General features: G+C 61.5%; 14 protein-coding genes. 1 reads left to right on the top strand and 13 read right to left on the bottom strand.

Features of this window, described 5'->3' with window-relative positions; translation table 11 throughout:
* Positions 1-20: 20 nt before the first annotated feature.
* The 8 genes from BM438_RS16190 to BM438_RS16155 all read right to left on the bottom strand — a co-directional run bounded on the left by BM438_RS16190 (position 21) and on the right by BM438_RS16155 (position 8,450).
* Positions 21-1,040 carry an ABC transporter permease gene (locus BM438_RS16190; protein WP_093635243.1) on the bottom strand — a complete coding sequence of 340 codons (1,020 nt, stop codon included), beginning with the start codon at positions 1,038-1,040 and terminating at the stop codon, positions 21-23.
* 32 nt (positions 1,041-1,072) lie between these two features.
* Positions 1,073-2,710, bottom strand: coding sequence for a sugar ABC transporter ATP-binding protein (locus BM438_RS16185; protein WP_208620671.1), 1,638 nt, complete (start codon positions 2,708-2,710; stop codon positions 1,073-1,075).
* Between the two features lie 76 nt (positions 2,711-2,786).
* Positions 2,787-3,716 (bottom strand): sugar ABC transporter substrate-binding protein, encoded by a 930-nt coding sequence (locus BM438_RS16180; RefSeq protein ID WP_208620662.1) that lies wholly within the window; start codon positions 3,714-3,716, stop codon positions 2,787-2,789.
* Between the two features lie 127 nt (positions 3,717-3,843).
* Entirely contained in the window at positions 3,844-4,701 is an 858-nt protein-coding gene (locus tag BM438_RS16175; RefSeq protein WP_093635240.1) for a TIM barrel protein, read from the bottom strand.
* A 43-nt stretch (positions 4,702-4,744) separates the two neighbouring features.
* Complete coding sequence (locus BM438_RS16170; protein ID WP_093635239.1) at positions 4,745-5,755, bottom strand: xylose isomerase; 1,011 nt, start codon at positions 5,753-5,755, stop codon at positions 4,745-4,747.
* A gap of 30 nt (positions 5,756-5,785) precedes the next feature.
* Positions 5,786-7,024 (bottom strand): NAD(P)/FAD-dependent oxidoreductase, encoded by a 1,239-nt coding sequence (locus BM438_RS16165; protein ID WP_093635238.1) that lies wholly within the window; start codon positions 7,022-7,024, stop codon positions 5,786-5,788.
* Between the two features lie 2 nt (positions 7,025-7,026).
* Entirely contained in the window at positions 7,027-7,356 is a 330-nt protein-coding gene (locus BM438_RS16160; protein ID WP_093635237.1) for a non-heme iron oxygenase ferredoxin subunit, read from the bottom strand.
* A gap of 29 nt (positions 7,357-7,385) precedes the next feature.
* Positions 7,386-8,450, bottom strand: a complete 1,065-nt coding sequence (locus BM438_RS16155; RefSeq protein WP_244179382.1) for a fatty acid desaturase — start codon at positions 8,448-8,450, stop codon at positions 7,386-7,388.
* A 226-nt stretch (positions 8,451-8,676) separates the two neighbouring features.
* Between BM438_RS16155 and BM438_RS16150 the strand changes: the two genes are divergently transcribed.
* Complete coding sequence (locus tag BM438_RS16150) at positions 8,677-9,741, top strand: LacI family DNA-binding transcriptional regulator (protein ID WP_093635235.1); 1,065 nt, start codon at positions 8,677-8,679, stop codon at positions 9,739-9,741.
* A gap of 134 nt (positions 9,742-9,875) precedes the next feature.
* On the opposite strand, the gene BM438_RS16145 is transcribed toward BM438_RS16150, so the two are convergent.
* The 5 genes from BM438_RS16145 to BM438_RS16130 form a co-directional block, all read right to left on the bottom strand.
* Positions 9,876-11,183, bottom strand: coding sequence for an MFS transporter (locus tag BM438_RS16145; protein ID WP_093635234.1), 1,308 nt, complete (start codon positions 11,181-11,183; stop codon positions 9,876-9,878).
* 15 nt (positions 11,184-11,198) lie between these two features.
* On the bottom strand, positions 11,199-12,344 hold the full coding sequence (locus tag BM438_RS16140) for a mandelate racemase/muconate lactonizing enzyme family protein (RefSeq protein ID WP_093635233.1): 1,146 nt from the start codon (positions 12,342-12,344) through the stop codon (positions 11,199-11,201).
* The gene (locus BM438_RS45520; protein WP_167378402.1) at positions 12,344-12,514 is read right to left on the bottom strand and encodes a hypothetical protein; all 171 of its coding nucleotides are present in this window, start codon (positions 12,512-12,514) and stop codon (positions 12,344-12,346) included. The genes BM438_RS16140 and BM438_RS45520 overlap by 1 nt, the downstream gene beginning before the upstream one ends.
* 43 nt (positions 12,515-12,557) lie before the next feature.
* Positions 12,558-13,634, bottom strand: a complete 1,077-nt coding sequence (locus tag BM438_RS16135; RefSeq protein WP_093635232.1) for a mannonate dehydratase — start codon at positions 13,632-13,634, stop codon at positions 12,558-12,560.
* 75 nt (positions 13,635-13,709) lie between these two features.
* Positions 13,710-14,888 carry an L-talarate/galactarate dehydratase gene (locus BM438_RS16130; RefSeq protein ID WP_093635231.1) on the bottom strand — a complete coding sequence of 393 codons (1,179 nt, stop codon included), beginning with the start codon at positions 14,886-14,888 and terminating at the stop codon, positions 13,710-13,712.
* Positions 14,889-14,924: the final 36 nt, after the last annotated feature.

Genomic DNA, 14,924 nt, shown 5'->3' with positions numbered 1-14,924 from the left:
TTCGAAGCGCTGATCGTTGCTTAGCGAGCGCGCCGCTTACGGTATTGGTCGGCGATCACAGCCGCGACGATGATCATTCCCTTGACGATTTCCTGGATGTACGAATCGATGCCCAGAAAGGTGAAGCCGCTCGAGATCACGCCGAGAATCAATGCACCGATCACCGCGCCAGTGATCCGGCCCACGCCGCCGGCGAGGCTCGTGCCGCCGATCACGGCCGCCGCAATTGCATCGAGTTCATACGACATGCCCATACCAGACTGGCTCGTCTGCGCGCGCGCCGAGACGACCACGCCGGCAAGACCGGTCAACAGCCCGGCGATCGTGTAGACGGCCACCAGATTGCGTCCGACGCTGATGCCCGACACGCGCGCCGCCTGTACGTTGCCGCCGATCGCATACAGACATTTACCGAACCGCGTGTAGCGCAGCACGATGTGGAAGACGAGCGCCGCCAGCAGAAAGATCGCCACCGGCTTCGCACCGCTGCCGATCGCGGTGTACGCGTCGCTGAACATGCTGATGGGTTGGCCGTGCGTGTAGTAGCGCGCCAGTCCACGCGCCGACACCATCATGCCGAGCGTGACGATGAAAGGCGGCACACCGGTGCGCACGATCAAGGTACCGTTGATCAGGCCGCAAATGCCGCCCGTCAGCACACCCACCGCGACCGGCACGAGGACCGGCAAATCGACAAGCCCCGGAAACACCGTGCGCCCGAAACCCGATGTCTGCGCGAGGCTGCCGGCAATCATTGCGGATAGCGCGACCACGGACCCGGACGACAGATCGATGCCGCCCGCGATGATGATCATCGTGACGCCCACCGCGATCAGCCCGATTTCGGACACGCGCAGCACCATGATCAGGAGGCCCTGCGGGTTGTAGAGAAACGATTGGCCGCGCTCGATCCAGCCGAGCGCTTCGAAGACCAGCGCGATGCCGAGCAGCACTAGCAGGATGCTGGTCTCCTGCGGCACACGCCAGGTGCGTGCCACAGGACGAGGGATATCGGGAGTGAGGATGGCTGAGTTACGCATTGTCGTCTCCTGTGCCGACCTGAGTTAGCGCTTTAGCGCTTACTCAGGTCCCATGCAACGCCGTCGACCAGAGTTGCCGCTTTAGCGCTTACTCCGGTCCCATGCAAGATGCTTGCTGCATCTACCGCAAATTCATGCTGCTCGCCGGAAGCGAGCGTCATGATGGTTTCCTGCGTCGCGCTCGCACGAGGCAGAATGCCGCTGACGGTACGCTCGTGCATCACCACGATCCGGTCGCTCATGCCCATCACCTCGGGCAGTTCCGACGAGATCATGATGATCGCGACACCCTCTCTTGCGAGCTGCGTGATCAGCGTATGAATCTCCGCCTTCGCGCCAACGTCGACGCCGCGCGTCGGTTCATCCAGAATCAGAATCTTCGGTTTGTTCAACAGCCAGCGCGCGAGCAGCACCTTCTGCTGGTTGCCGCCGCTCAGGTTCTCGATGATTTCGTGCAGACCGGGCGTCTTGACCTTCAGCTGACGGCACATATCGGCGCATGAAACGTTCACGCGCTTTTGACGGACGAAGCCCAACGCACAATTTCGGCGCAACGCCGAAATCTGCATGTTTTCGCCGACGGAAAGCTGCAGGAACAGGCCCGTGCTCTTGCGATCCTCGGTGAGAAACGCGACACCCGCGGCGATCGCCTGTTGCGGAGAGCGAATCGCCCGGCGTTTTCCGTCGAACAGCAATTCGCCTTCGTCCGCCGGATAGATGCCGAAGATCGACTCCATCACCTCGGTGCGTCCGGAACCCATCAAACCGGCCACGCCGAGAATCTCGCCGTACCGCAGATCGAAGCTGACGTTCGAAAACACGCCGCGGCGGCCGAGGCTGCGCACGGCGAGCGCCACTTCACCGATCTCGACTTCCATCTTGGGAAAGACCTGCGTGAGTTCGCGGCCAACCATCGCGGCAATCAGCGATTGCTTGTCGAATTCATTCGCCTTGCGCGTGACGATGTGGTGACCGTCGCGGAAGATCGAGATGTCATCGGCAATCTCGAACACCTCATCCATCTTGTGTGTGATGTAAATGATCGCCTTGCCTTGCGCCTTCAGTTCGCCGATGATCCGGAACAGATGCTCGACTTCCTTGTCGGTGATCGCCGAGGTCGGTTCGTCCATGATCAGCAGATCGGCGTCGAAGGACACGGCCTTGGCGATTTCCACCATCTGGCGGTTCGCAATGCTCAAGCTGCCGAGTAACACCTGGGGATCGATCTCGATGCCGAGTTGCGCGAACAGTTCGCCCGTGTGCCGGTTCAGCGCGCGATGGTCGATCAGGCCCAGCAGATTGCGCGGTTCGCGGCCAATCCAGATGTTCTCCGCCACCGTCATGTACGGCAGCAGATTCAGCTCCTGATGAATCATCGCGATACCGCGGTCGAGCGCGTCACGCGGTGACTTCAGCGCGATCGGTTCGCCTTTGAAATGCAGCGAACCGCCGTCCGGGAAATAGACGCCCGCGATGATCTTCATCATCGTCGACTTGCCGGCGCCGTTCTCGCCCATCAGCGCATGCACCCGGCCGGCGTGGACATCGATCGACACGTCGTCGAGCGCGATCACGCCGGGAAAGGCCTTGCGAATCTTGCGGGCGGCAAAGATCGGCTCATGCGCCGCCGAGGTGGCGACGCGTTGCGGCTGGGCTTTTTCCGCTGTCATGGTGAGGTCTGACATCGTGGCACTCCCTCTGTGGATGAAGCGGGGCGAGCGTGGCGCCGCCCCGAGGTCATGCGGACTATTTATTCAGAAAGCTCTTGTAGTTGTCCGGTGTGACGAGCTGGTAAGGAATCCAGGCCTCCTTAGGCACGTTCCTGTCTCCACCGGCGAGCTTGATCGCGGTATCGACAGCACCCTTGCCCTGCCCCCGCCCGTCCTGGAACACGGTGACGGCGAGATCGCCCTTGGCCATCGCGCTCAGGGCTTCCTTCGTCGCATCGACGCCGCCGACCAGCACACTCTTCGGTGAGACGCCCGCCTGCTTCATCGCGATCAGTGCGCCGAGCGCCATCTCGTCGTTGTTCGCGGCGATCGCATCGAATTTCTTGCCCGAGCTCAGCCACTGGCTCATCAGATTGATACCCTGGCTACGGTCGAAGTTCGCGGTTTGCTCTTCGGTGATCTTGATGCCGGGATTCTTCGCGACGATATCCTTCACGCCGCGAGTACGGTCCCGCGTTGCGTCGGTCGATAGCTCGCCGAGCATGATGGCAATATTGCCCTTCCCTTTGAGCTGCTTCGCGAGGTAGTCCATCTGCAAGTGCCCGGCCACGAGACTGTCCGAGCCAATGAAGTAAGCGCCGTTGCCCATCGGTTCATCCGGCTTGCGATTGACGTAGACGATCGGGATGCCCGCCTTGCGTGCGGTGTCGGTCATGCGTTTGGTTGCCGACGCGTCGGCTGGCGTGACGATGATCGCCGCAACGTGCTGGGACACGAAGCTTTCGACCTGGCTGACTTGCCGCCCCACGTCGCCTTGCGCATCCTCGAAGTCGAGATTGACGTCCTTGTGGGCCTTGCCTTCGGTCGCCATCGCGTCGCGCACCGTAGTCAGGAAGTTGTCGTCGAAGTGCGCCATCGAGACGCCGATGGTCGTGCTCGCAATAGCGTAAACCGGCAGCATCGCCGCGAACGACAGAGCAAACAGTGATCGTGTGAGGAATTTCATTGACATGTCTCCTATCTGTTGATTAAACCCGCGCGGCCTTTCGGTCTGATGCCAAGGTCCGCGCGGCGAAATTTCATGCGGTGTTCACCTTCGCCATCTCTTTCCATCCGTATCCTGAGAGCTTCTGCTACGCAGCCTTGCGCACCTGTGCCGATTCGACGCTCGCGCGGATATAACCGATGCTGTCGCGCAGACGGCTTTCGATGTCGTCAGCGCCGGCAATTTCCTCGGCGAACGGTTCGAACGACACATGTCCGCGATAGCCGCGTGCAAACAGCGCGGTCAACTGACGGATGTTGCCGAGCTGATCGGCCGCGCCGACCAGCACGCGATGCCCGTCGCGCATCTGGCCGACAGGCAGGCCGCTATCCTCGACGCCCGAAACGTGGACGAGGCCCGTCAGGTCCGGAAAGAAAATGTCTTCGCCCGACAGATGGTGGTGGAACGTGTCGTGCACGAGCCGGAAATGGCGCTCGCCCGCCGCGTCGTAGATCGCCTTGACCGCATCGGATTTGCGGCGCAGCGCGCATTCCTCGAAGCCGAGCGGCTCGATCAGACCATGCAGGTCATGATCGTCGAGGATCGGTTTCAGTTGCTTGAGTGCATTGACCAGATCGGTGTGACGCTCGCTCGCCGAGCGCTGATCCTGGCGGCTGTTGGTCGGGCACAGGACGATCGCGCGCGCACCGCAGTCGGCGGCATAGCGCGAGAGTGCTAGCACTTCTTTCGCGCGAGTCGCATCGAAGCGTTCGAAGCGTTGCAGCGCATTGATCGACAGGATCGTCAGACCCGCGGAAGCGCTAAGCGCCTTGATATCTGCGGCGGGCGTGCCGTCGTTGATCTCGACGCCTTCGAGGTCGTTGCGGATCTCGATCGCATCGACGGCGAGGCGCTGGCAAAGCGCGACGTATTCGGCGAACGCCAGCCGCGGTGCGCTCATGCGGTTCAGGGAAAATTGCAGTGCTCCACCACTCGTCAATGTCATTTGTGTCTCCAGTTATAGCGAACGAATGTGTTGTCTCTCGGATTCATGCCGTTACGGCGTCTTGTCCGGCGGTTTGCTCCAGCCACGTACTGCGCAACCATGCCGCGCAAGCCACGTTGTTCTCGAAGATCGAATACCCTGCACCGCCGCCATAGTCGGCAAACGGAATGAACTCGCAGCTGATGCGCTGCGGCGTGGAAATGCCGCTGTGTGCGTGCGCGTTGAGCAGGTGCCGCACCGCGCTCTTCCACGGAAGGAGTGCTGCCTCATCCCAGTTGCCGTCCCATTGATCCGTAGCGGGACGTACAAACGGGTATTGAATGCCGCGGCCCGGCCTGCCGTCGGGGCGACGCATGCGGGCATTACGCGGATTGTTCGGTGTGACGCTGCGAGCATGGGCGTGATGGACCCAGCCACGCGCGATCCACTGTTTGAAGATCGCGTCGGGCGACGCAGGATCGAGCACGATCTCGCCCGCTTCGACGCGTGATCGAATTCCGGGGGCGTCGAGTTCTTCTCCGTTGCCGATCTTGAAGATCAGATGTGAATGATCGAGCGTGAGGCGCAGTGCAAGGCCGTCGCGTGCCAGCAGTTCGCCGACTCGTTCGACCCGGCTGAAATCTTCATTCCACATATCAACGTGCACTTCGAAGCTCGGGATGCATCCAGCCGGAGCAGCCCATTCGCAAGCCTGTGCATAGAACTGCACGACTTCGGTATCAGTGAGGCGATGTCCGTCTGCATGATTCGCATAGAGCTGGCAATTGAGCACCGTCGAGCCGAAATGCGGCGCCCATTCGATCACGTGCCGCAGGTGCGCTTCGTCGCGGCCCGCACAGAAGATGCCGCCGAGCACGCGAACCGGCAACGCGTAGCGCTCGCTCAACTCGACGTAACGCGCGAGTGCAACACCCTCGGGCGGATTCATCTCGACATAGTCGAACACGCCCGCGTCGGCAATCATCTGGAATTGCGTTTCAGCGTCGACCGGCGGCATGTCGTCGCGATGCAGCACCCCGTCGATATTTACGCCGATGTGGAGAGTGGGGTTCATGGTTTGTGTGTGATAGGCGTAGGGCCGTGCTCAAGCCGTTTCGGCGACCAGCAGCGACTTGAGCTTCACTGATGGATCCGCAAGCTCCTCGGCGGAGAGTCGAGCGTTGCGGCCAATCAGAATCTGTGCAATCCGGATATCGCGGCCCATTGCGCCGCCGATACCGCTCGCCGCGATCAGCGATCCGTCCGCAGACAGATGGAACAGCAGCAACGCATCGGACGTCTCGCGCACCACAACATGGCTGGCGAATGCGGGAAGCCCCGCTATCTGAATCGACAGATCATACTGATCGGACCAGAACCACGGCACTTCGCGATAACGAAGGCCTTCGCCGAGCATGTTGCGCGCGGCATGGCGGCCCTGATCGTCAGCGTTCTTCCAGCATTCCAGGCGCACACGGCGGCCGTACAACGGATGCGGGAACGAGCAGACATCGCCTGCGGCGAAGATGTCATGATCGCTCGTGCACAGATGGTCGTCGACCACGATGCCCTCCGCGACGTCGAGTCCCGCTGCCTGCGCTAGTGCGGTACGTGGCACAGCGCCGATGCCGACCACTACCGTGTCGCAGTGGATGACTTCGCCGTCGGCGAGACGAACCTCTTCGGCTGCACTAGCACCCGCGATAGCGGCCAACTGCGCGCCAAAGCGGAACTGCACACCGGCTTTACGGTGCCGCGCCTCGATGCGCGCGGCGATTTCCTGCGGCACCGCGCGCATCAGCAAACGCTCGCCGGCTTCAATGACCGTGACGCTGCATCCGGCAGCGATAGCACTCGACGCTACTTCGAGCCCGATAAAGCCGCCACCGATGATCGCAACACGTTGTCCGTGATGGAGCCGCGTGGCGAGATCACGGGCATCGTCGACAGTGCGCAGGGTGACCACGCCAGGCAATTCCGAACCGGGTACGCTCAACGTTCTGGGCGACGCACCGGTTGCGAGCAGCAGCCGGCTGTATCCAATGCGTTCGCCGTTATCGAGCAGAGCTGCGCGGCAGGCACGATCGATTCCAACCACACTGACTGCAAGCTTCAGATCGATCGCATGATCGGCAAAAAAGGTATCGCCGAAGAGCGCACAATCGCCCAGTGCTTTTTCCTTGAGCAGCACCGCCTTGGAAAGCGGCGGCCGGTCATAGGGCGCGTGCGGTTCGTTGGCGATGAGCGTGATCGCGCCATCGAAGCCCGCTTCGCGCAGTTCGGCGCTGGCGCGGGCACCCGCCAGACCGGCGCCGACGATGACCATGTGTGCGTCGCTTGGCATAATCACTCCGTCGTCGGCACGCCGATCAGCACCGCATCGCCTTCGATGCGTACCGGATGCGTTTTGAGCTGTTGACAGACCGGTGCGCAAAGCGGCTTACCGGTTGCAATATCGAAACGCCCCTGATGCCGCGGACATTCAATCGCATTACCCAATACGAAACCATCGGCAAGATGGGCCTTCTCGTGCGTACACCAGCCGTCGGAAGCATAAAACTTGCCGTCGATGCGATAGACGGCGAACGTCGCACTGCCATGATCGAAACGCACGACGTCTTCTTCATCGATGTCGCCGGTCTGACACGCGATGACCCACTCAAGTTGATCCACCATTTCAGATACTCCCGGTTCTGGAGGTTTTTTCAGGTTGCCGAGCGCATCGACTCACGATGCGGGACGTGGCGGCGGATAAAGTGAGAGCGATCGCGTCTCTGGCGGATCAAGGTCGGAACCATCTCCCTGTAGACCGACCAGAGGCTCGGGTACGCAGGCGGCGTCTCCGCCTTGATCGCTTCGTGCAGCTTCGGCAGCGCGTGGTACGGCACCATCGGCAGCAGGTGATGTTCAATGTGGTACTGCATGTTCATGTAGAGGAACGCGAACACCGGGTTGATGTAGACAGTGCGCGTATTGAGCCGGTGGTCGGCAACGTTCATGGCCATTCCGGCGTGTTGCGTGAGGCCAAGCGTCTGGTGAAACCAGCCGCAGTAAAAGCGCGGCGTCCACACGAACATCAACGGCAGAATGCTTTGGATGGCAAAGCACCAGCCGATTACCGCTGCTATGACGACGACGTAGAAGCGACTGATCCAGATCATCTTCCTGCGCTCCATCGCCGGCACAAAGTCGGCGACTTCCGGGCTGATCGACCCGCATGCATGACTCACGGTCTTGACAATCTCGGTGGTGCCGCCAATCAGATAGAAGAAATCCAGCAGGATGGTGACGAGTTGCGGCGGGCGGCATACCTGAATCTCGGGGTCGCGGCCGACCATGATCGTGTGCGTGTGATGCCGCGCGTGACTCCAGCGCCAGAGCGTCGCCTCACGGATCGTCATGAACGAGCAAAGCTGATAGAAGGCCTGATTCAGCCAAGGCGTCTTGAACGGCGTGCCGTGTGCAAGCTCATGCCAGCGCGCGTCGCTGGAACAGTAGATCGTCCCGTAGACGAAAAATGCCGGAATCGCCCACCACGTTCCCCACGCATAGAATGCCGCGCCCCCTGACGCGAGCAGCAAGGCGATCCACAGGCCGAAGTTCTTCAGGCCTTCAGCATCGCTGCGCTTCATCAGTTGCTTGAGTGTCTGCCGTGGGATATCGGGGCGATACCAGTTCTCTTCGGTCGATGCGGCCGAAGCGTCACGCCCGGTGAGACCGGCGCTTGCAAGGCTGCCCGTGCATGGCATGTTCAGAGGTGAGTTCGACACCTTTGTCTCCTTTCTTTTCCAGATCTGCTTTTCCCGGCTGCCGCGAAGGACAGGATTGCGGGAAGGCGATGTCTGCAAGATAAGAGACCGCCAACCTCCTCTCAACGAAAAGATTGACGTTTTTTCGTCAATCACCTAGCGTTAAAAAAGCACGGAATAATGCTGCGCCGCGGCATTCGCGCGAGCGCAGACAAAAAAGAAGTACACATGGAATGGAGACAACGACATGACCGACGCTGCCACGCCGCCACGGCGCAAGCGCACGGCGCGCTTTATCGAAATCGCGGAGGCCGCGGGCGTAAGTCCGGCCACCGTTGATCGGGTCCTCAATGAACGTGGCAGCGTGTCGGCAGCGACGCGCGCGCGCGTGGTGGCGGCGGCCCGGCAACTGGCCGTGCCGCGCGTCCTACCTGATACGCATCACGGGCTGATGCACATGGAGGTGCTGCTGCCGCAGAACAGCACGCCCTTTTTCGGCCGCCTGAATCTCGCCCTGCAACGCTCGATGCAGATGCTCGATAAGCGGATCGTTATGCATAGATCCATCCTTGCGGAAGACGACCATGCGGTTACCGAAGCGATCCTTCATCCGCGCTATAAACGCTCGGGGCTGATCGTGACGACACACGATACGCCCCGCATCCGCGATGCACTACGCACGGTAATCGAACGCGGCGAGCCGGTTGTTACGATGGTTACCGACGTCGCGGACGTACCACGTCTCCATTACGCGGGTATCGACAACCTGTGTGCCGGGCGTACGGCAGGCTACTTCGTCGGACGCCTCGCAAGACGGCCCGGGCGGGTGCTGCTGCTGTGCAGCCGCAAGGACTATCGCGCGCATATCGACCGGATCGGCGGTTGCCGGGCACAGCTTGCGGAGTCGTTTCCTGAACTCGCCTGTGATAGCACGGCAGTGGAAACCCAGGATGACCCGGACAGGTGTTATCGCGCGGTCGTGAACGCACTGAAGCAGGACGACCTGGTCGGCATCTACAACAGCGGATACGGCTCACCCGGTATCGAAGCCGCGTTGCGCAAGTTCGGCGCGAGCGGACAGGTCGTATGGGTGAGCCATGAAATGCTGGACTTGCACCGCAAATACATCGAGGAACAAACGATGGATGTCGCCATCGACCAGGATCCCGATGGGCAAGTGATATCCGCACTGCAGCACGTACTGCATGCTTGCGGTGTGGTCGAGGACGCTCCTCCGCCAGGACCGGTGGAGTTCCGGATCTTCTGTCCGGCGAATGTCAGGCGCAGTGCGTATCTGCCGCCATCCGACTGAAGCTTTCATTGCGACAGGGATGCGCTTTGAACGCGATGTTCGAATATATGAGGCTCCGCGATCTCCTGCCAAAGCCCGTTTAGACGAAGCCAAGGTCGCGACGCAGGCGACCTCAGGCTCGATGCGGCATGTGTCTACATGGCGACGGTCCCGTCCGCGCTCCTCTTATGCGATGCATTGAACGGCCGCAGCAACACGATCACGCCCAACGCGCCGGCCGCCGCGAGCGTTGCGGCGAAGCAGAATGCGACCCGATAGCCACCCCCGTATTGCACGAGCCACCCCGTGAGGCCGGGTGCGAGAATGCCCGCCAGGTTCGCAAGGAGATGGACGAACCCGCCAGCCGCACCCACACGACTGCCCGGCACGATTTCCTGGATCAGAACCCAACAGGTCTGTGGCGTCATGAAGGCGAGCAGTGCGGCGGCTGCGATCAGGGCCACCGCCGGCGTGACGGTTGCAACGCGTGAAGCCATCAGCACGCATGCAGCCGAGCCGCACAGTCCCACGACGATCACCCCTTTGCGGGATCGCAATGCGTTGCCGGTGCGTTTCGTCAGCCAGTCGGACGCGACGCCGCCGAGCGCGAGCCCGATAGACGCCCCGAGCCACGGAATCGCGCCCACCACCGCCATATGCCTGATATCGAGATGCTGAAAATCAGTCAGATAGCTTGGCAACCACGACAGCAGGAAATACAACACGTAGTTGAAGGAAAAGAATGCAAAGGCGACGGCAAGGACGCGCGTCGACAGCACGTAGTGCCACACGCCGTGAATCTCGTTCGCGTCATCTGCAACAGGCGACGCGACCACGCGTAGTTGAGCCCGGCTGCACTGGATCAGCGCCCGCTCCTGCTCCGATACGCACGGATGCTGCGCTGGTGTATCGCGAAAGAACACGAGCCATGCGACAAGCCACACGAGGCCGAGAAAGCCCGTCGCAACGAACGCGATACGCCAGCTAAAATTGACTGCGAGGAGGCCAACCAGCGGCGCGGCCAGCGCAGCGCCCAGCGGCTGACCGATTGCCGTCAATCCCACCGCGCGGCCGGCCTCGTTGCGCGGAAACCAGTTGGCGATCGATTTGTTCGTCGTGGTGCCCATCGGTCCCTCGCCAATGCCGAAAAGCACGCGCACCACCAGTAGCTGCGCAAAGCTCGACATCAGCGCGGTGGCGCCGCAGAAGAACGACCAGACCGCCGCGGCAATCGCAAAGACGCGCCGCGGCCCGAACCGGTCAGCACACCATCCGCCGACGAAACAGAAGACGCAATAGCCGACGAAGAACGCGCTGAAGAGCACGCCCATTTCGGCGTCGTTAAATCCGAGATCGTGCTTGATCAACGGCGCGGCGACGGACATCGCCGCGCGGTCCAGATAGTTGAGTGCGCCCGTGAAAAACAGCAGCAGTCCGATGAACCATCGATAATGGTGCTTCATGTCTGTTCCGAATGTTCAGCGAACGATCGCGTGGTCGATGAGATTACTTCTCAGCACGTCTTCGTCCGGCGCGAAACCAAGTCCTGGTGTGTCCGGCAACGTCAGTGTTGGCCGGAGTGCCATCGCGGGATGCAGCAGCGCGTCGAAACGCACAGCTGGCATCTCCAGCGCGACCGTATCCGGCAAGCTCGCGACGATGTGCGCGGTCGCGAGCAGTCCGGGACCGTAGAAGAAACAGTGAGGCACTACACGCACACCGTGCCGGTTCGCCAGCGTAATCGCCTCCCGGATGGCGGTAACGCCGCCAAGCTTTGCGACGCTCGGCTGCAGCACGTCCACTGCGCCGCTCTCCAGACATTGCCGGATGCCCGCAATACCCGCAGCGTTCTCGCCAGCCGCAATTGGCACGCCGCAGCGCCGCACCTGCGCCAGTCCTGCGTAGTTGTCCGGCGGCCAGACCGGTTCCTCGAGCCAGGTGAGTCCCTGCGAACGGATGCGAGCGGCTTGCGTCGCCGCTTCCTCCGCCGACCACGGACAATTCACGTCCACCATCAATTCAACCTCGGCGGGAAGCGCTTCGCGTGCCGCCCGAATTGCGTCGGCCGATGTTTCGTGCAGCTTGATTCGCGTGAACCCCTCAGCGTGCACGCGACGCACCTGTCGCGCCACTTCCGCAGGATCATTGTCGTAGCTGACGAGGCTCGCATAGACGTCCACGCGTGTGCGGCTCGCCCCTAGCATCCGGTATAGCGGAGTGCCTGCTGCCTGGCCGGCGAGATCCCACAGCGCGATATCGATTGCGGATAGCGCGTACATCATCGGCCCCGTGCTGCCATACGAATGGAATGCGCGCTGCGCCGTCGCGTTCAACACTTCGGGTTGCGCCGCAGCATCGAACGGCATGCCGATGAAAAAGCGACCGACCGCGCCGGCGAGCATCGCGAACGTCGCGGGATTGCAGGCGTGACCGAATCCTTCACCCCAGCCGACGCGTCCATCGGAAAGCACCACCTTGACGAGCAGGGATTCCATCCGCGCGAGTTGCTTCGACGCGGCGTTGAATGCGTCGCCGGCTCGTGCCCCTGAGTCTTCAGTTACGCGCCGGCCGGCGTCGAAACCGATCGCAACGCGCATCACCTCGATTTGTACGATTGTCGTCATCACACTTCCAATGGCACCATGCCGCACCAGAACATCCAGTCGTTGCCGGTCTCGACATCGTATTTGCGGATGCGCGTGAGGCGGCCGTCAGTGGCGATGCGAAACACCGTCAGCTTACAGAAGCGGCGGCGTCTGAACGCCGTCGGCTTGCCGTTACTGTTTCTCTTCATCAATCGTCTCCGGTTTTATTCTGGCCGAGCATTGCCCGCGTGCTCAGGCGGCCGCACGCGGGCGCAGCGCGAGCGTGCGAGCTTTTTCCTTGCCGATACCTTCCCACAAGCCCTGCAAATACATGATGCCGAGCGCGCGGTCGTACAGGCCGTAGCCCGGCACGCCGGTTTCGCCCCAGATCATGCGGCCATGGTCGGGCCGCGCGTAGCCCTGGAAATCGGCGTCGTGCAGCGCTTTCACGATCTCGGCCATGTCGAGGGAGCCGCATTGGGTCGGATGCGCCGATTCGTAGAAATCTCCGTTCTCGCCAACCTTGACGTTGCGCAGATGCACGAAGTGCACGCGTTTGCGCGCCGCGAATTCGTTGATGAACGACGGCACATCGTTGCGCAGGTCGGAACCGAGCGTGCCGCTGCACAGCGTCAGGCCGTTCGCTGTCGAATCAGCGATATCGAGCACGCGCCGGTGGTCGTCGATATTCTTGATGATGCGTGGCAGGCCGAACACCGGACGCGGAGGATCGTCGGCATGCAGCGCGAGCTTGAGACCGAGTTCCTCAGCGACCGGCACAAGTTGCGACAGGAAATATTCGAGATTCCTCCACATCTGCTCCGTGGTCACCGAGGCGTATTCGTCCAGCAGCGCCTGCAGCTTTTCCGGGGTATAGCGTGTGCCCCAGCCGGGCAGCGGAATGCCCTTCGACACATCCAGTTGCTCCACCCGCTCAGCTTCGAAGGAAAGCGTGTTTGAACCGTCCGGCAGCGGAAATTCCATCTGCGTGCGCGTCCAGTCGAACACCGGCATGAAGTTGTAGCACACCACTTTAATGCCGCTCGCCGCGAGATTCTTCAAAGTGGCGATGTATTGCGGCATCAGTTTTTCGCGGCCCGGCCGGCCGAGCTTGATCTCCTCATGCACGCGGAAGCTGTCGACGACTTCCATCCTGAGGTCCTGCGCCGTCGCAGCGCCAGTCAGCGCCTGAATCCGCTCGCTCGGCCACACTTCGCCGAGTGGCAGGTCGTAAAGCGACGACACGATGCCGTAAAGGCCCGGAATCTGGCGGATGTACTGCAGGCTGATCGGGTCCTTCGGACCGTGCCAGCGAAAGATCATCTTCATGATGTCAACGCTCTGTCTGATTGGTAAAAACAGGCTCCCGGCGCTCGTGCTACGAACGCCGGCTACGTCTGCTGCTTAAGCACCCGCGCCAAACGAAGCTGACTCGGTAGTCCACGCACGCGCCTGATCGCTGAGGCTGAAGCCCAGGCCCGGACGGTTCGGCACATGCATCCGGCCGTCGCGAAGTTCGAGCTGCTCGTTGAACATCGGCTCGAGCCACTCGAAGTGTTCGAGCCACGGTTCGCGCGGATAGGCCGCTGCGAGATGCAGGTGAATTTCCATCGCGAAGTGCGGTGCGAGGCTGAATCCCTTGAAATCGGCCAAACTCATGATCTGCAGAAACGGGGTAATCCCGCCGACGCGTGGCGCATCTGGCTGAATAAAGTCCGACGCGTGCGCCGTAATCAGTTGCGCGTGTTCACCGAAGCTCGTCAGCATTTCGCCGGTGGCGATCGGCGTGTCGAGCGATGCGGTCAGCGCCGCATGGCCTTCGACATCGTACGCGTCGAGCGGCTCTTCGATCCATGTCAGATCGAACTGTTCGAGCACACGGCCGAAACGTTGAGCGGTCGCACGGTCCCATTGCTGATTCGCGTCGACCATAAAAGGGAAGCTGTCGCCGAGATGTTTGCGTACCGCCGTGACGCGCTGCAGATCGATCGCCGTGTCCGGCTGGCCGACCTTGATCTTGATCCCGCCGATTCCCCGTTCACGCGATGCGTCAATGTTCTCGAGCACGCGATCGAGCGGCATCGACAGATAGCCGCCCGAGGTGTTGTAGCAGCGCACCGAGTCACGATGCGCGCCGAGCAGTTTCGCGAGCGGCAGACCGGCGCGCTTTGCCTTGAGGTCCCATAGCGCGATGTCGAAAGGTGCGATGGCCTGGGTGGTCAAGCCGCTGCGCCCCATCGATGCGCCGGCCCAGCACAGCTTGTTCCAGATGCGTGCGATGTCGTTCGGGTCTTCGCCGATCAGTTCAGGCGCGATCTCTTTCGCATGCGCGAACATACCTGGTCCGCCGGCGCGCTTCGAGTAGCCGAAGCCGATTCCCTGGTGGCCGCTTTCAGTGCTGATCTCGGCGAAGATGAAGGCGATTTCGGTAAGCGGCTTCTGACGGCCAGTCAGCACCTTCGCATCGCTGATGGGCGCCGCGAGCGGCAGATACGTCAGCGAAACCTTTACGCCGGTGATGCGATCCGTACTTGCCGCGCCGCGCGAAAGATGCGCGAGTGTTTGGGTAGACGATGTGCTCACAACTTCTCCTTTCGAAAAATGAATAGTATCGATGTT

Origin of the sequence: Paraburkholderia aspalathi (assembly GCF_900116445.1) — a bacterium.
GTDB classification, from domain to species: Bacteria; Pseudomonadota; Gammaproteobacteria; order Burkholderiales; family Burkholderiaceae; genus Paraburkholderia; species Paraburkholderia aspalathi.
The sequence above is the reverse complement of the archived record's forward strand: the minus strand, read 5'-3'. Positions and strand labels throughout refer to the sequence as shown.